We start from the raw sequence: 16,080 nt of genomic DNA on the forward strand, positions 1-16,080 counted from the left end.
CTGGCATTGTGATGCTTCGATGGCCGAGCCTCCTGAGCGTTGTAGGCAGTCGCAGACGCTCTGACACCCCAGGAGCGTAGCGTCATGAGACCCTTTACAGATATCAGGCGTGATGCGCATCGCCTTTGCAGCGATTTCTCCGCAGGCCGTGTGAGTCTGGATGCGCTGGAAGTCGGCGTAGCCGAACTGCTACGGCAGAGGGCTGGATGCGACTCCGTCGCTTTGTGGAGACGAGCCGGACACGGCATTGACGAGGAACTACGCAGTAAGGGCCCGTCGCATCGGGGCGTCATCGACGACGCCTCCGGTCGGCCGGCTCCCGTTCCGTCCATCGCTTTGTCGATTTATCTCGCGTGGAAGATCCGCGGGCTATCTGACCCACGACTCGCGCGACGTCGGCGAGGGCGTGATTATTCAGGCGTGGCACCTCCACTGCAGCTCCGCTGTCGCGTTTCTCCACGTTCCGACCTTCTACAACGGCGAGCTTTGCGGAGTAGTCTGCTTCTCGGATCACTCCAAACATCTCGCCTGGCCTGGCCCGCTACGTCAGAACACTCAGGAACTCATCTCGTTGGTGATGATCTACCTTTCCCCCCAAAAGCCGTAACCCGAAGAACCGACATCCTGCCCCGTCAGACTGGATGTGAGCGTCATGGGAGCGGAACCATGTAGTTCGCTGCGAAGGACTTGGCGAAACGATTGTGAGGCCCTGTCTCGAATATCAGGCGTCGCGGACGAAGTCCTTTCGAAGAGGCGTGCCTCGAGACATGTTGCATCGTCCAGCGCTCCAGCGCGAGCCTGTGCGAGCCTGTGCGAATGTTCAGGCCTACGGCTCAAGCTGGCAAAAGGCCTGCCGAACGATAAGTCGTGATCAGTGCGTCGAAAAGCGAGATATTCGAGCGACTTCTTGCAATGAGCTGAGCACCGGCGATGGCCGCAAAAATGGCACGCGCCCGAGGTTCACTTTCGTCGAGGCTCACTAAGCCCGCAGCAACTAGCATCTTGCTCAACCACGTCACGTTGACGTCGGCAAAGGCCTGCATTTCCTTGTTCACCAAGTCAGGCAGGTCTGCGGTTTCGGCGCCCATGAAACTGCCAAGGCACAGCCGGTTGTCGCTCGCGAGCGACCTTCGGAAAATGTCGGGAAACTGACGCAAGCACTCAAGTGGGTCCGAGTTCTCGGCCGAAATTGCGTCCAGGGCAACTGCCCCGTCTTCCCAATATCGCCTAGCGACCGCTGCGCCGAGCTCGGCCTTGCTCGGAAAATGATAGTAAATGCTTGCGGCCTTGATGCCCACGTCTTGTGCCAGATCGCGGAAGTTCAAGCCGGCGTAGCCGTGCGTCTGCGCGGTCTTCTTGGCGGCAGCCAAAATGGCTTCCCGGGCGTTCGAGCTCACTTCAATGCCTTTCGTGTCAACAGACAGCTTCGACTACAAACAAACTGTTTTTAGGGTCTACGCACATTATATCGCCACGTCTACCTTTTGGCAGGTAGTCAATCATGCTGTGCAGCCGCTGAAGCTAGTTGCGTCGTTCTTAACGGAAGCGCTCCCACTCCTCGATGCTTGGAGCGAGTGCAGCTTTGGGCACCTTGCTGTCACTCAGGCCGGATGCGCCGATGGCGGCAATGGGTCGATTTCTGCCATCTGCGCGCCCGCAGTTGAACGCCAGCGCCGACTGACAGCGGGCGTTCACGCGCTTAGCGTAACGTCAGAGCTCAAAGTCGTAGTCGATGGTCAGCGGCGCGTGGTCGGAAAAGCGCTGGTCCAAATAGATGTGCTCTCGTCTGGCGAACGCGGCAAGGCTCGGAGTCGCCAAGTGGTAGTCGAGCCGCCAGCCCACGTTCTTGGCATAGGCCTGGCCGCGGTTGCTCCACCAGGTGTAGGCCGCGTCGGTGGTGGTGGGCTGCAGCTTGCGGTAGACATCGACCATGCCGCCGCCTCGAAGCGATGGCCCGGTGCGCTCGATCAGTTCTTCCGCCGCTTCGTTGACCAATTCGGCATCACGCAGCAGCTCGGTCATCCAGGCACGTTCCTCGGGCAGAAAGCCGCTGTTCTTGCGGTTGCCCTTGAAGTTTTTCAGATCGATTTCCTGGTGGGCGATGTTGACGTCACCGCACAGCACAAAGTCGCGCGTTTTTTTCAGCTCTGCCAGGTAGGGGTAAAACTCGGCCAGAAAGCGGAACTTGGCGGCCTGCCGTTCCTCGCCCGATGAGCCGCTGGGGAAATAGCAACTGATGATGGACAGTTTGGGCGCATGCTTGCGGCCCGGCTGGTCGAAGCGCAGCTCCACATAGCGGCCTTCGGCGTCAAACTCGGACGAGCCGTAGCCCACGATCACATCGCTGGGCTCATGCCTTGTGTACACCGCCACGCCCGAGTAACCTTTTTTCTCGGCAAAGTGAAAATGGCCCTTCAAGTCGGCCAATGTTTCGAAGCGACCGCTCACATCCGCAGCTTGCGCCTTCAGCTCCTGCACGCAAATACAATCCGGTAGGGACTGTGCAATCCAGTCCTCCAGGCCTTTGCTGGTGGCGGAACGGATACCGTTGAGGTTGAGGCTGGTTAATTTGAACAAGGACATCTCCAATGAGTACGGCAGGGCAAACAGACAAGGCGCAGGCAACTTCCGCAGACACCACACTGGCACAGGAATTCGTGCAGTTTGCGCTGGAATCGGGGGTGCTGCGGTTCGGCGAATTCAAAACCAAGGCCGGGCGCCTGAGCCCCTATTTTTTCAACGCGGGCCTGTTTGACGACGGCGCCAAGCTGGGCCGCCTGGCGCAATTTTATGCGCGCCACCTGCTGGCCGAGGCTGAGCGCAGCGGGCTGGAGTTTGACATGATTTTCGGCCCCGCGTACAAGGGCATTCCGCTGGCCGCCGCCGTTGCCGTCGAGCTGGCGCGGCAGGGCCGCAATGTGCCGTTTGCCTACAACCGCAAGGAGGCCAAGGACCACGGCGAAGGTGGCACGCTGGTCGGGGCCCCCGTCAAGGGGCGCGTGCTGATCATTGATGACGTGATGTCGGCCGGCACGGCGGCGCGCGAATCGATTGCCATCATCCAGGCCGCCGGCGCCACGCCCCATGCGATGGTCCTCGCGCTGGACCGGCAGGAGAAAGCCACCGAGAATGGTGTGGATGTCAACCACAGCGCAGTGCAATATGTAACGAATCAGCTGGGTTTGCAGGTTTGCGCGATTGCGCGCCTGACCGACTTGCTGCAGTATCTCTCCATGCAAGGCGACGTGTCGACGCCAGGGGCCTCTGGCGCGTTGTCCTTAAAAGCCCACTATCAGGCTGTGCTGGCTTATCGGGAGCGCTATGGCGTGGAATGAGGAGTCGAATTGCTTTTGCAAACAGCGTTGACGGCGGGGCTGGTGCTGGCCACCTGCCTGTGCGGTGAGGCCGCGGCCCAGAGCATCTACACCTGTGTCGATGCAAAAGGCCGCAAGATCACGGCGGACCGTCCGATTGCCGAGTGCATGGACCGCACGCAGCAGGAGTTGACGCGTTCCGGCCGGCTTAGGCGCGAGGTCGGGCCGTCGCTCACGGCACAGGAGCGGGCAGCGCAGGAAGAAAAAGAGAAGCTGGCGGCAGAGGCGCGTGCGCGCGAAGTCGAAGAAAAGCGCCGGGACCGGGCATTGCTGCTGCGTTACCCGGCCCGCCCGGTGCACGACCAGGAGCGCACGATGGCGCTGGCCCAGATCGACGAAGTCATCAAGGCCGCCAGCAAAAGAACGGTGGAACTTGCCGAGCAGCGCAAGGCCATCAACGACGAATTCGAGTTTTACGCGAAAGACCCGTCCAGGGCACCTGGTTCACTGAAGCGCCGGCTTGAAGAAAACGACAGCAGCGCCGCCGTGCAAAAGAGATTCATTGCTGACCAGGAGCAGGAGAAAAAACGCGTCAACCTGCGTTTTGACGAAGAACTGGTCAAGCTCAAACAGCTCTGGGCATTGGCAGGCGTGGCACCTGCCAACGCGGCTTCAGGCGCCGCCGGCACTGCGGGCCACCCCAAGGCCGCCGCCAAAAACTGACTTTCTGACGTTCAATGGCAGGCTGACGATGCGCAGGCCGCATGGCGGCCCCGCCGGCGTCACGCCAGTTTTTTCCGCAGCAGCTCGTTGACCTGTGCCGGGTTGGCCTTGCCCTTGGTGGCCTTCATGGCCTGGCCGACCAGGGCATTGAAGGCCTTGGCATTGCCGGCTTTGACCTCTTCGACGTTTTTGGCGTTGGCCGCCAGCACGTCGTCAATGATTTTTTCCAGCTCGCCGGTGTCGCTCATTGGCTTGAGGCCTTCTAATTCGATGAAGCCCCTCGTTTGTCTATCCATCTCTTCAAAGGAGCCGGCTATTAGCGTGCGCTTGCCGGTCCAAAACAAATCAAACAAGTGCTTAGCACTGCTAGCGAGGAGCGTTCCGCTTTCAATATGTTTGATCAGAACCGCCAATTGCAAAGCAGTGACAGGCGCTGAGGCAATATCAATACCTTCGGCATTTAACCGGCGCGAAACTTCACCCATGATCCAGTTGCTCACCAACTTGGGTTGGTCGCACGCTTTGGTGGCGATCTCGAAATAGGCCGCCGTTGCCTTGCTTTGCGTCAGAGCTGTGGCGTCGTATTCAGGCAGGCCGTAATCCTTGACGAAGCGTGCAGCCATCACGCGCGGCAATTCGCTCATCTCGGCGCGCGTGCGCTCCACCCAGTCCCGGCCAATCACCAGCGGCGGCAAATCCGGGTCGGGGAAGTAGCGGTAGTCGGCCGCATCTTCCTTGGTGCGCATGGCCCGTGTCTCGCCGGTGTCCGGGTCAAACAGCACGGTGGCTTGCTGGATCGCGTGGCCGTCTTCCAGCTGCCCGATCTGCCAGCGCACTTCGTAGTCAATCGCCTGCTGCATGAACTTGAAGCTGTTCAGGTTCTTGATCTCGCGGCGCGTGCCCAGCTCGGCGCCGGGCTTGCGCACCGACACATTGGCATCGCAGCGGAAGCTGCCTTCCTGCATGTTGCCGTCGCAAATGCCGATCCAGGTCACAATCTTGTGCAGCTCTTTGGCATACGCCACGGCTTCGGCCGACGAGCGCATGTCGGGTTCGGTCACGATCTCCAGCAGCGGCGTGCCGGCGCGGTTCAGATCAATGCCGCTCATGCCGATGAAGTCTTCGTGCAGTGACTTGCCGGCGTCTTCTTCCAGATGGGCGCGCACCAGTCGCACCGATTTCTTTTCACCGTCCAGGAAGAACTCGACGACACCTCCCTGCACCACGGGAATCTCGAACTGGCTGATTTGGTAGCCCTTGGGCAGGTCGGGGTAGAAGTAGTTTTTGCGTGCGAACACGCTCTGCTCGGCAATGTGCGCATTGACGGCCAGACCGAACTCGATGGCGCGCTGCACTGCGCCCTTGTTCATCACCGGCAGCGCGCCGGGCAGCGCGAAGTCCACGGCCGAGGCCTGCGTATTGGGCTCAGCGCCAAACGCGGTGGAGGCGCGGCTGAAGATTTTCGACTGCGTGGTCAGCTGGGTGTGGGTTTCAAAGCCGATCACGACTTCGTAGCCCTGCACCAGCGAGGATGCGGGGGTGCTTGCGATGTTGCTCATGCCGACAATCCTGCCTTGTCTTCCGGTTTCATTTGATGCCAGTCGGTGGCCAGCTGGAAATGGTGGGCGGCGCCCAGCAGCTGGGTTTCCTGGAAATAATTGCCGATCAGCTGCAGGCCCACCGGCATGCCGTGTGCGCCCAGACCCGCCGGAATGCTCATGCCGGGCAGGCCGGCCAGGCTGGACGACAGCGTGTAGATGTCGGCCAGGTAATTGGCCACCGGGTCGTCGGATTTTTCACCGATCTTCCAGGCCACGGTGGGCGACACCGGGCCGGCGATCACGTCGCATTGCGTGAAGGCTTTCTGGAAATCCTGCGCAATCAGGCGGCGGATTTTTTGCGCCTTCAGGTAATAGGCATCGTAGTAGCCGTGCGACAGCACATAGGTGCCGATCATGATGCGGCGCGTCACCTCGTCGCCAAAGCCTTCGGAGCGCGACTTTTTGTACATGTCGGTGAGGTCGCTGTAGCTGGCCGCCCGGTGCCCGTACCGCACGCCGTCATAGCGGCTCAGGTTGCTGCTGGCTTCCGCCGGCGCGATCACGTAGTACACCGGAATGGACAACTCGGTGAGCGGCAGGCTGACGTCGACCAGCGTGGCCCCCAGTTTTTCAAATTCCGCCAGCGCAGCACGAACTGCCTTCAGCACATCGGCGGAGCAGCCCGCGCCGAAAAACTGGACGGGCAGGCCGATTCTCAGGCCCTTTAATGGCTCAGGCACTGTCTCCCGGTTGCCTGTAGCTATTAATTCGGTAGCGTAGTTGGTGACGGGGAGGTCCAGCGAGGTCGAATCGCGGTCGGGGTCGGGGCCGGCCATGGCCGAGAGCAGCAGGGCGCAATCGAGTGCGCTGCGCGCCATCGGGCCGGCCTGGTCCAGGCTGGAGGCAAAAGCCACCATGCCATAGCGTGAGCAGCGGCCATAGGTGGGCTTGATGCCGGTGATGCCGGTGAGCGAGGCGGGCTGGCGGATGGAGCCACCGGTGTCGGTGCCGGTGGCCGCCGGTACCAGCCGCGCCGCCACGGCGGCGGCTGAGCCGCCCGAGGAGCCGCCGGGCACGCGCGCCGTGTCCCAGGGGTTATGCACCGGTTGATAGGCGCTGTTGTCGTTGCCCGAGCCCATGGCGAACTCGTCGCAGTTGAGCTTGCCCAGCGTGACCATGCCCGCGCCGCCGGAGGCGACGCCGAGCCGGCTGACCACGGTGGCATCAAACGGGCTGCGGTAGCCGGCCAGCATCTTTGAGCCGGCCGTTGTCGGGAAATCACGGGTGACGAACACGTCCTTGTGCGCCAGCGGAACGCCCAGCAAGGGCGTGCGCTCACCGGCGGCCAGCCGTGCGTCGGCGGCCCGGGCCTGCGCCAGCGACACGTCCGGGTTGGTGGCGAGGAAGGTACCCAGGCTCTCATGCTGCTGGATGCGGGCAAGGAAATGTTGTGCCACCTCGACGCTGGAGACCTCGCGGGCGGCCAGTTTGGCGGCGAGTTCGGCGACGCCGAGGTCGTGCAAATCGGGGTTGCGGTCGGTGGAACTCATTCGATCACCTTGGGCACGAGAAACAGGCCGCGTTCCACGGCGGGGGCGCTGGCTTGGCTGGCCTCGCGCTGGTTGGGTTCGTTGGCGATGTCATCGCGCAGGCGCAGCGCCACCTCGCCAATCACGGCCGCAGGGTGGGCCAGTGGCGCCACGCCGTCGGTATTGACGGCGGCCATTTGCTCCACCAGCGCGAAAAAGCCGTTGAGCTGGCTCAGGGTGTGTTCGGTTTCTTCGGGACGCAACTCCAGGCGCGCCAGATTGGCGACGCGTGCGATGTCTTGGGATGTCAGTGCCATGAGGTGGGGGGTAGGTGCAGGGAAAGGAACAAAAAGACGCAGGTGGAAACGAGGTGTAAAGCTGAAAAAACGCCGCAGCGGCGCCATTGATTCACAGGGGATGCGTTATTATCCCGCCTTTGGTGTGAAATCATGGCTGGATGCACTCCGTAGGCGCTTTTTGAGTGCTGGAGACAAGCTTTCGGACAGCTTTGGCCCCACTTTCTCATACTTGGTTCATCATAAAAAAGCGATCGGGCAACCCAGTTTGCTCATGCACCAACCGGATTCCTGCATATGTTTGAAGCATTCCGTCGGTATTTTTCTACCGACCTGGCGATTGACCTCGGTACCGCCAACACCCTGATTTTTGTACGTGACCGCGGCATTGTGCTTGATGAGCCTTCCGTGGTGGCGATTCGCCATGAAGGCGGCCCCCAGGGCAAAAAAACCATCCAGGCTGTCGGCCACGAGGCCAAGGCCATGCTGGGCAAGGTGCCCGGCAACATCGAGGCCATCCGCCCGATGAAGGACGGCGTGATTGCCGACTTCACGGTGACCGAGCAGATGCTCAAGCAGTTCATCAAGATGGTGCACCCGCGCAGCCTGCTCAAGCCCAGCCCGCGCATCATCATCTGCGTGCCTTGCGGTTCGACCCAGGTCGAGCGCCGCGCCATTCGTGAAAGCGCCCTGGGCGCCGGCGCCAGCGACGTCTACCTGATTGAGGAACCCATGGCCGCCGCGATTGGCGCGGGCCTGCCGGTTTCCGAGGCCAGCGGCTCCATGGTGGTCGACATCGGCGGCGGCACCACCGAAGTCGGCGTGATCTCGCTGGGCGGCATGGTCTACAAGGGCAGCGTGCGCGTCGGCGGCGACCGTTTCGACGAGGCCATCATCAACTACATCCGCCGCAACTACGGCATGCTGATTGGCGAGCCCACCGCCGAGGCCATCAAGAAAAGCATCGGCTCGGCCTTTCCTGGCTCCGAGGTCAAGGAGATGGAAGTCAAGGGCCGCAACCTGTCCGAAGGCGTGCCGCGCAGCTTCACCATTTCGAGCAACGAAATCCTGGAAGCCCTGACCGATCCGCTCAACAACATCGTCAGCGCTGTCAAAAACGCGCTGGAACAGACACCGCCCGAACTGGGCGCGGACATCGCCGAGCGCGGCATGATGCTGACCGGCGGTGGCGCCCTGCTGCGCGACCTGGACCGCCTGCTGGCCGAAGAAACCGGTCTGCCCGTGCTGGTGGCGGAAGATCCGCTGACCTGCGTGGTGCGTGGTTGCGGCATTGCGCTGGAGCGCATGGATCGCCTGGGTTCCATCTTCACCTCGGAATAAGGCCCGACCCGACCGCCGTCCTTCACCAGCCCGCCTTCGCCCATACGCACATCGCATGAAGCAGGGCCAGCCTGACAGCGCACCATGCCCTTAGGAACCCTAGACAGATCCCCGCCGCCCTTTTTCAAGCAGGGGCCGTCGGCGCTGTCCAAGCTGATGTTCTTCAGCGCGTTGTCGCTGTTCCTGATGGTGGCGGACACGCGCTTTCGCATCACCCAGCCGGTGCGCGCGGCGCTCGCCACCGCACTCTACCCGGTGCAGTGGCTGGCGCTGCAGCCGGTGCGTGCGGTCAAGAGCGGCAGCGACTATTTCATCGGCCTGAACCAGGCCCAGTCCAGCAGCGAGGACGCCCGCAAAAAACTGGCCCTGCAATCGCTGCGCGCCGGCCAGGTGGAGCAGCTGACGCAGGAGAACAGCCGATTGCGCAAACTGCTGGGCCTGCGTGAGCAGCTCGCCACCCAGGTCGTGGCCGCCGAGGTGCTGTACGACGCGGCGGATCCTTACACCCGCAAGGTCATCATCGACAAGGGCATGGCGCAGGGCGTGGACCTCGGCTCGCCCGTGGTCGATGAGTCCGGTGTGCTGGGCCAGGTCACCCGCGTGCACCCGCTGGTGAGCGAAGTCACCCTCGTGGTGGACCGCGACCTGGCCATTCCCGTGCTCAATGTGCGGACGGGCGCGCGCAGCGTGGCCTATGGCGACCCTGTCCTGGGGGGGAGCGGCCTGGAACTGCGCTTCATGGGCAGCAACTCGGATGTGCAACAGGGCGACATGCTGACCACCAGCGGGGTCGACGGCGTCTACCCGCCGGGCCTGCCGGTGGCGACCATCACCCGGATCGAGCGGCGTGCCGAATCGGCTTTCGCCAAGATTTACTGCGCGCCGCAGGCGCTGGTGGCCGGTGCGCGGCATGTCATGGTGGTCAAGCCCGTCTCGGGCCAGATAGTGCCGCGGCCCGAGGCCGATGCAGCGCAAGTCGCCGGCAAAAAGAAGGGAGCCGCCAAATGATCATGCGCTCCGGCCAGCAGCTGCTGCTGCCCGCCAACCCGGTATTCATCTGGTTCAGCCTGATCGCGGCCTTGCTGCTGGACATGCTGCCGCTGGGGCGCGTGCCCTGGATGCCCGACTTCATGGCGCTGGTGCTGGTCTTCTGGAACGTGCACCAGCCGCTGCGCGTGGGCATCGGCCTGGCATTCATGTTTGGCCTGGCCATGGACGTGCACCAGTCTTCCCTGCTGGGGCAGCATGCGCTGTCCTACACCGCGCTGAGCTTTTTTGCGGCCATGATTCACCGCCGCCTGCTGTGGTTCTCCGTGCCGTCGCAGGCCGTGCAGGTGTTGCCGCTGTTTGCGGTGGCCCACGGCGTGGAACTGATCATCCGCATGATCGGCGGCGGCATTTTCCCGGGCTGGATCATGCTGCTGGCACCGCTCGCCGAAGCCCTGCTCTGGCCCGTCGTCAGCATCTTGCTGCTGGTGCCGCAACGCCGCGCCCCGAACCCGGACGAGAACCGGCCGTTGTGATGCCCCCACGGTCGCTCACTTCGTGTAGCTCCCTGCCCCCCGAGGGGGCCGCCCCGCCTGCGGCCCGGCAAAGCCGGTTCCGCGGCTCGGACTGGCTTTGGGTCGGCTTGCTTCGCATTGCCTTTTGGGCGGGCCGGGGGCGAGCATTCCGCGTGCGCCATAGGGGGAATCGTTCGGCTTGCGGGCACTCTGCCGCGGTCGTAGAGTTGCGTTGCCATGACTGAACTGCGCAACGTCGAAGCCGACCTGTTCCGCTTTCGCGCGCGCGTGCTGATTGCGAGCCTGGCCGTGCTTTGCGCCTTTGCGCTGCTGGCGGCGCGGCTGGTTTACCTGCAGGTGTTCCGCCACACCGACCTGAGCGAGCAGGCCGAAAGCAACCGCACGGCCATCGTGCCCATCGTGCCCAACCGTGGGCTGATCCTGGACCGCAACGGCGTCGTGCTGGCCAGCAACTACTCGGCCTATACGCTGGAGATCACGCCTTCCAAGGTGGAGAACCTGGAGGAAACCATTGCGGCGCTGGAAAAGGTGGTGGACATCCAGCTGCGCGACAAGCGGCGCTTCAAGCGCCTGCGCGAAGAGGCCAAAAATTTTGAGTCGCTGCCCATTCGCACCCGCCTGACCGATGTGGAAGTGGCCCGGTTTGCCGCCCAGCGTTTTCGCTTTCCGGGCGTCGACATCAAGGCGCGGCTGTTCCGCAGCTACCCGTACGGCGAGCTCGGCAGCCATGTGGTGGGCTACATCGGCCGCATCAACCAGAGCGAAAAAGAGCGCATCGACGAAGGCGATGACCAGGGCAACTACCGCGGCACCGACTACATCGGCAAGCTTGGTGTGGAACAGAGTTTTGAAAAGCAGCTGCACGGCATCACGGGGGTCGAGCAGGTGGAGACCTCCGCAGGTGGGCGGGCCGTGCGCCGGCTGGCCAGCAATCCGGCCATCCCCGGCGACACGGTCATGCTGTCCATCGACATCAAGCTGCAGAAACTGGTGGAAGACATGTTCGGGGACCGGCGCGGCGCGCTGGTGGCGCTGGACCCGAAAACCGGTGACGTGCTGGCGTTTGTGAGCAAGCCGACCTTCGACCCCAACCTTTTTGTCGACGGTATCGACGCCGAGAGCTGGGAGGCCCTCAACGAATCGATTGACAAGCCGCTGCTCAACCGGGCATTGCGTGGCACCTACCCGCCGGGCTCCACGTATAAACCGTTCATGGCCTTGGCCGCTCTGCAGCTCGGCGCGCGGGCCCCCGGAACCCTGATCAACGACCCCGGTTTCTACATGTTCGGCGGCCGCCGGTTTGGCAGCCCCGAGAATGAGAAGGGCGGCATCATGGACATGCACCGGGCGATTGTGGAGTCAAGCAACGTTTACTTCTACTCGCTGGCCAACGAAATCGGCGTGGATGCGATGCACGACTTCATGAAGCCGCTGGGCTTTGGCCAGATCACCGGCATCGACATCAATGGCGAAGTGCGTGGCGTGCTGCCCAGCCAGGCCTGGAAGCGCAGCTACTTCAAAAGGCCGGAACAGCAGAAATGGTTTGCCGGCGAAACCATTTCGCTGGGCATTGGACAGGGCTACAACAGTTTCACCATGCTGCAACTGGCGCAGGCCACGGCGGTGCTGGCCAATAACGGCATCAAATACAAGCCGCGCCTGGTCATCGGCACGCAGGACCCGGTGACGCGCGTGATGCACCCGCTGCCGGTTGCGCCGCCTGAAGACCTGGGTTACAAGCCCGAGAACGTGGCGGTGATCCGCAAGGGGCTGGCCGGCGTGGTGCAGGGCGGGACTTCGGCCAGGGTATTTGCCGGCGCCGGCTACCAGAGCGGCGGCAAAACCGGCACGGCCCAGGCCGTGGGGGCCCCGAAAGGCAAGTACAACAGCGCCAAGATGGAAGAGCACCAGCGCGACCATGCGCTGTATATCGCCGTGGCCCCCGCCGAAGCTCCCCAAATCGCACTGGCGGTGATCGTGGAAAACGCCGGCTGGGGTGCCGGTGCGGCCGCGCCCATTGCACGCCGGGCCTTTGACTACCTGCTGCTGGGCCAGTACCCGAGCGAGGAGGACATGGCTGCCGTGCAAAAAGGGCTGGCCGCAGCACCCATTGGCAAGCCGCGCCGCGCGGCCGACATCGCGGCCTTGCCGGTAGCCGGTGTGCCGGCGATGCCGGATGCACCCGGCGCGGAGGCGCCGGTGGTGGCTGGTTCTGCCCGGCCCGAGGGCGTGGTGCCGGTGGCTGGCAAGCCCGCGGCGGGGCCTGCGTCGACCCCGGGCATCCCGCCGCGCTAGTATCCGGCGGGGCTGACCGGCCCTGTTCGGCCCTGTTTGGCCCTGTTGCGTTCGCGAGTATGTGGGTGCTTACGTGGGGACTATTTCAAAAAGGCATCAAACGCTGTCTTCAGAATCAGCGCGCTGACCACCACAATAAACATGCTGCGCACAAAGCCGGCGCCGTGCCGGAGTGCCAGCCGGGTGCCCAGCAAACTGCCCACCACGTTGGCCACGGCCATGGTCAGGGCGAAATGCCACCAGACATGGCCTTTCCAGGCAAACAGTGCCAGCGCGGCCAGATTGGTGGCGATATTGAGCAACTTGGCGGAGGCCGCCGCATTCAGGAAGTCGTAGCCCAGCCAGCGCACAAATAAAAATACCAGGAAGCTGCCGGTGCCGGGGCCAAAAAAACCATCGTAAAAGCCCAGCACCAGCCCGATGCAGCAGGCCGCCGCCGTTTCGGCGCGGCCGGTAAAGCGCGGCGTATGGTGGCGCCCCAGATCCTTGCGGGCCAGCGTGTAGATCAGCACCCCCACCAGCACGAGTGGCAGGGCCTTGCGCAAAAAGCCCGCAGAAATGAGGGTCACCAGCCAGGCGCCGGCCAAAGAGGCAGCAAAACCGGCCGCTGCAGCCGGCAGCAGGGCCGCCCAGCGCATATCGACCCGGCGCGCAAACTGGACGGTAGCCACCGCCGTACCCCAGACGGAGGCCCCCTTGTTGACGCCAAACAGCGTGGCCGGCTGGGCGTTGGGAAAGATGGCGAACAGGGCGGGCACCAGAATCAGGCCGCCGCCTCCAACGATGGCGTCCACAAAACCGGCCAGCAGGGATGCGCAGGTAACAATCAGCAATTCCATGACTGCCGATTGTCTCATCGCACCGAAATGGTTCGTTGCTATTTAATTAATAGCTGGAGGCTACGGTGGATCATGAGTCACAGGGGCTTTTGGGTAAAGCGAGTGGCAGGCGAACGGGCATAAAAAAAGCGCTGGGGTTGCCAGCGCTTTGTCAAAAAAACACCTTGTGGAATGTTTGTTTGCTTTGTAATTGCTCTTCGTGTCTCCTCGGCTCCTCGCATTGCGAGCAGCAGGGCTCGTCAGCAAGACCCTTAATATAGCCTGCGCACTGAGACAGTGCATTAGGAGTTTCCCGAACCTTTTCGGGCGACATCGGTCTTTTCACGCCAAGATGCTTTAGCTGCCCAGCGTGAAGTAAAAGCGCGCACCCTGCTCGGGCGCCGATTCGGCCCAGATCCGTCCGCCGTGCCGCGTGACGATGCGGTGCGCCATCGCCAGGCCAATGCCGGCGCCTGAAAACTCCGAAGGGGAATGCAGCCGCTGGAAGGCGCCAAACAGCTTGTCGACATAGGCCATTTCAAAACCGGCGCCGTTGTCCGCGATGCAGTAAACCGTCTTCCCGTCGGAGTCGGGCTGGCTGCTGACGCGGATGAGGGCGCTGGCCTGCCTGGACGTGAACTTCCAGGCGTTGCCCAGCAAATGCCCGAGCAGGTGCTGGAGCAGACTGGCATCGCCGTCGGCTTCCAGCGGCGCCTCGACCTCGGTTTGAACGTGGCGCGCCGGCTCCTTGGCCTGAAGCGTGGCCAGCACGGTGGTGCAGATTGCCGCCAGGTCCACCTTTTCGGGTCGGGTCGTCGCCTGCGACAGCTGGGCCAGCGACAGCAGGCTGTCGGTGCGGTCGTTCATCTGGCTGACGCCGGCGCGTATGCGGTTCAGGTAATCCTTGCCGCGCGCTGTCAGGTGGGCCGCCATTTCCCGCTCCAGCAGGCTCGCCAGGCCATTGATGGCAATATAGGGTTGCCGCAGGTCGTGGGCCAGCGAATGCGAAAAAGCCTGCAGTTCCTGGTTGGCCGCTGTCAGCGCAGCGGTTCGCCGTTCCACCCGTTGTTCGAGTTCGGTGTTGAGCCGCATGATGTTGTCTTCGGCGACCTTTCGCTCGGTGATGTCGCGCAAGATGATGCTGCCCTGGATATCGCCGTGGCTGCTGACGTGCTGCGATGCTGAAATTTCGACCGGAAATTTCACGCCGTTGCGACGCACGCACATGAGCTCGCCCCGGTATTTTCCGGGACTGCTCCGCATGTCCTGCAGCTGCGGGCCGGCGTCGTCCACGAGGCCGGCGAGCCCGGCATGGCGCAAGTCCTGCTCGGTCATGCCAAACATGTTGCAGGCGGCCTGGTTGGCCGAGACAATGGTGCCATCGGCCTGCGTCTGGATGAAACCGTCCAGGCTGGTTTCAAAGACCAGGCGAAAGCGCTCCTCGCTGATGCGCAGCGTGTCTTCCGCGGCCAGCAGGCTGCGGTAGCGACGTGCCCGGCTTTGCGCCGCCGCGATCAGGTTGGCGGGCTCGACGGGCTTGATGATGAAGTCATCGCCGCCCTGCTTGAGCGCCTGCGACTGCTTGTCCAGGCTGGTCTCCGTGGAAAGAAAGACGATGGGGATGCGGACAAACTCCTCCTGCTGGCGAATCAGCGCGGCCAGTTCCATGCCGTTGCAGTCGGGCATGTAGATGTCGCAGGTGATGAGGTCGGGACGGAACGCCGTGAGCGGGCCCGTCACGGTGGTGGGATCGGTCACGATGGCGGTTTCCATGCCGGCCGATTGCAGCACCTCGGCATAAAAACCGGCCAGACGTTCATCGTCCTCGATGATCAGCACGCGGTAAGGCCTGGACGGCTCGTCGGAGGTGATGCGGTCCAGGAAACCGAGCAGCGAACGCACATCCAGCGGGTGGGGGAAATAGCCGACACCGCCCGCCCTCACGGCACGCAGCCGGGCCTGGAAATCCGTACTTCCCGCCATGAAGATCAACGGTATTCCCGCCGAAGCGCCGGGGCGGGGCCGGACCAGCGCGCGCAGCACGAGCTCCTCCTCCCCGGGCAGGCTCACGTTGGCCAGGATGGCCGCTGCCGCGCCGTCGGCCGGGCTGGCGGCCAGCTTTGAGGGACTGTCAAAGACCCGGCCGCGATAGCCCGATTGACCCAGCTGGCGCACCAGGTCGTCGGCCACGTCCGGATCGGGTTCGATGATGTCGATCAGTCGGGCAGGGGGCTGCGCGTCTGGCGCGGGTTTTGATGCCTGCGAAGCCCCCGCTGGGGGCCCGGCTTGCGCCAGCGCCAGCGCGGCCAGCAGCGCTTGCAGGCCGGTGTCCAGCAGGCCGGCGTCCTCGGGTCCGAGTGCCAGCCCCGTGTCCTGGCAGCGCACCAGCGCCTGCTCCAGCGCGCCGGCGGCCGCGCTGATCTGCGGAAAACCAAAGGTGCCGCCAGAGCCGGTGAGCTTGTGCGCCCGCGCCAGCGCGTCGGTGCGTGCGTCGGTGTCGTCGTGCTGCCTGAACTGGCTGAGCGCGCCCTGCAGCTGCTGCACCTCCTGCGGCAACCTGGACAGGTAAAGCTGCCGCAGTTTCTCCAGTTCCAGCGAAAGTTGACGGTGGGGCATGGGGCATCGAGGTGTTGTGGGGGCTCAATGGGGGCTGGCGTCCATTATTGCCCGCCAACGCGGCTTATGGAACAAACCAGCGAC

General features: G+C 63.3%; 13 protein-coding genes. 6 read left to right on the plus strand and 7 right to left on the minus strand.

The features are described 5' to 3' along the window. Positions 1-833: 833 nt before the first annotated feature. Both AC1DUR_RS14100 and AC1DUR_RS14105 read right to left on the minus strand, forming a co-directional pair. The gene (locus AC1DUR_RS14100; RefSeq protein WP_477720252.1) at positions 834-1,403 is read right to left on the minus strand and encodes a TetR/AcrR family transcriptional regulator; all 570 of its coding nucleotides are present in this window, start codon (positions 1,401-1,403) and stop codon (positions 834-836) included. 307 nt (positions 1,404-1,710) lie between these two features. Further along, positions 1,711-2,577 carry an exodeoxyribonuclease III gene (locus tag AC1DUR_RS14105; protein ID WP_477721698.1) on the minus strand — a complete coding sequence of 289 codons (867 nt, stop codon included), beginning with the start codon at positions 2,575-2,577 and terminating at the stop codon, positions 1,711-1,713. 11 nt (positions 2,578-2,588) lie between these two features. On the opposite strand from AC1DUR_RS14105, the gene pyrE reads away from it, so the two are divergent. Then, on the plus strand, positions 2,589-3,335 hold the full coding sequence (gene pyrE / locus AC1DUR_RS14110; RefSeq protein WP_477721699.1) for an orotate phosphoribosyltransferase: 747 nt from the start codon (positions 2,589-2,591) through the stop codon (positions 3,333-3,335). Between the two features lie 9 nt (positions 3,336-3,344). Continuing rightward, positions 3,345-4,037 (plus strand): DUF4124 domain-containing protein, encoded by a 693-nt coding sequence (locus tag AC1DUR_RS14115; protein ID WP_477720196.1) that lies wholly within the window; start codon positions 3,345-3,347, stop codon positions 4,035-4,037. A 59-nt stretch (positions 4,038-4,096) separates the two neighbouring features. Here the strand turns inward: AC1DUR_RS14115 and gatB are convergent, their stop codons facing one another. The 3 genes from gatB to gatC are packed head-to-tail and all read right to left on the minus strand — an operon-like array spanning position 4,097 to position 7,424. Next, positions 4,097-5,596 (minus strand): Asp-tRNA(Asn)/Glu-tRNA(Gln) amidotransferase subunit GatB, encoded by a 1,500-nt coding sequence (gene gatB / locus AC1DUR_RS14120; protein ID WP_477720195.1) that lies wholly within the window; start codon positions 5,594-5,596, stop codon positions 4,097-4,099. After that, entirely contained in the window at positions 5,593-7,128 is a 1,536-nt protein-coding gene (gene gatA / locus AC1DUR_RS14125) for an Asp-tRNA(Asn)/Glu-tRNA(Gln) amidotransferase subunit GatA (RefSeq protein ID WP_477721700.1), read from the minus strand. Before gatA ends, gatB begins: the two co-directional genes overlap by 4 nt. Next, on the minus strand, positions 7,125-7,424 hold the full coding sequence (gene gatC / locus AC1DUR_RS14130; RefSeq protein ID WP_477721701.1) for an Asp-tRNA(Asn)/Glu-tRNA(Gln) amidotransferase subunit GatC: 300 nt from the start codon (positions 7,422-7,424) through the stop codon (positions 7,125-7,127). Before gatC ends, gatA begins: the two co-directional genes overlap by 4 nt. 276 nt (positions 7,425-7,700) lie before the next feature. Between gatC and AC1DUR_RS14135 the strand changes: the two genes are divergently transcribed. The 4 genes from AC1DUR_RS14135 (at position 7,701) to mrdA (ending at position 12,562) form a co-directional block, all read left to right on the plus strand. Then, entirely contained in the window at positions 7,701-8,744 is a 1,044-nt protein-coding gene (locus AC1DUR_RS14135) for a rod shape-determining protein (RefSeq protein ID WP_007872262.1), read from the plus strand. An 84-nt stretch (positions 8,745-8,828) separates the two neighbouring features. After that, positions 8,829-9,752 carry a rod shape-determining protein MreC gene (gene mreC, locus AC1DUR_RS14140; RefSeq protein WP_477721702.1) on the plus strand — a complete coding sequence of 308 codons (924 nt, stop codon included), beginning with the start codon at positions 8,829-8,831 and terminating at the stop codon, positions 9,750-9,752. Next, positions 9,749-10,267 carry a rod shape-determining protein MreD gene (gene mreD, locus AC1DUR_RS14145; RefSeq protein ID WP_477720191.1) on the plus strand — a complete coding sequence of 173 codons (519 nt, stop codon included), beginning with the start codon at positions 9,749-9,751 and terminating at the stop codon, positions 10,265-10,267. The genes mreC and mreD overlap by 4 nt, the downstream gene beginning before the upstream one ends. A 216-nt stretch (positions 10,268-10,483) precedes the next feature. Further along, positions 10,484-12,562 (plus strand): penicillin-binding protein 2, encoded by a 2,079-nt coding sequence (gene mrdA / locus AC1DUR_RS14150; protein WP_477721703.1) that lies wholly within the window; start codon positions 10,484-10,486, stop codon positions 12,560-12,562. Positions 12,563-12,642: 80 nt separating this feature from the next. On the opposite strand, the gene AC1DUR_RS14155 is transcribed toward mrdA, so the two are convergent. Continuing rightward, positions 12,643-13,401 carry a TSUP family transporter gene (locus AC1DUR_RS14155; RefSeq protein WP_477721704.1) on the minus strand — a complete coding sequence of 253 codons (759 nt, stop codon included), beginning with the start codon at positions 13,399-13,401 and terminating at the stop codon, positions 12,643-12,645. A 336-nt stretch (positions 13,402-13,737) separates the two neighbouring features. Continuing rightward, positions 13,738-15,996 carry a response regulator gene (locus AC1DUR_RS14160; RefSeq protein WP_477721705.1) on the minus strand — a complete coding sequence of 753 codons (2,259 nt, stop codon included), beginning with the start codon at positions 15,994-15,996 and terminating at the stop codon, positions 13,738-13,740. Between the last annotated feature and the right edge of the window lie 84 nt (positions 15,997-16,080).

The sequence above is a fragment of the Polaromonas sp. P4_F4 genome (assembly GCF_056401355.1).

What these genes read in the sequence shown, in the direction of transcription:
- gatB (WP_477720195.1), bottom strand. Translation starts at nt 5,596, where the DNA reads ATGAGCAACATCGCAAGCACCCCCGCATCCTCGCTGGTGCAGGGCTAC.
- gatC (WP_477721701.1), bottom strand. Translation starts at nt 7,424, where the DNA reads ATGGCACTGACATCCCAAGACATCGCACGCGTCGCCAATCTGGCGCGC.
- mrdA (WP_477721703.1), top strand. Translation starts at nt 10,484, where the DNA reads ATGACTGAACTGCGCAACGTCGAAGCCGACCTGTTCCGCTTTCGCGCG.
- AC1DUR_RS14160 (WP_477721705.1), bottom strand. Translation starts at nt 15,996, where the DNA reads ATGCCCCACCGTCAACTTTCGCTGGAACTGGAGAAACTGCGGCAGCTT.
- AC1DUR_RS14135 (WP_007872262.1), top strand. Translation starts at nt 7,701, where the DNA reads ATGTTTGAAGCATTCCGTCGGTATTTTTCTACCGACCTGGCGATTGAC.
- AC1DUR_RS14155 (WP_477721704.1), bottom strand. Translation starts at nt 13,401, where the DNA reads ATGGAATTGCTGATTGTTACCTGCGCATCCCTGCTGGCCGGTTTTGTG.
- mreC (WP_477721702.1), top strand. Translation starts at nt 8,829, where the DNA reads ATGCCCTTAGGAACCCTAGACAGATCCCCGCCGCCCTTTTTCAAGCAG.
- gatA (WP_477721700.1), bottom strand. Translation starts at nt 7,128, where the DNA reads ATGAGTTCCACCGACCGCAACCCCGATTTGCACGACCTCGGCGTCGCC.
- mreD (WP_477720191.1), top strand. Translation starts at nt 9,749, where the DNA reads ATGATCATGCGCTCCGGCCAGCAGCTGCTGCTGCCCGCCAACCCGGTA.
- pyrE (WP_477721699.1), top strand. Translation starts at nt 2,589, where the DNA reads ATGAGTACGGCAGGGCAAACAGACAAGGCGCAGGCAACTTCCGCAGAC.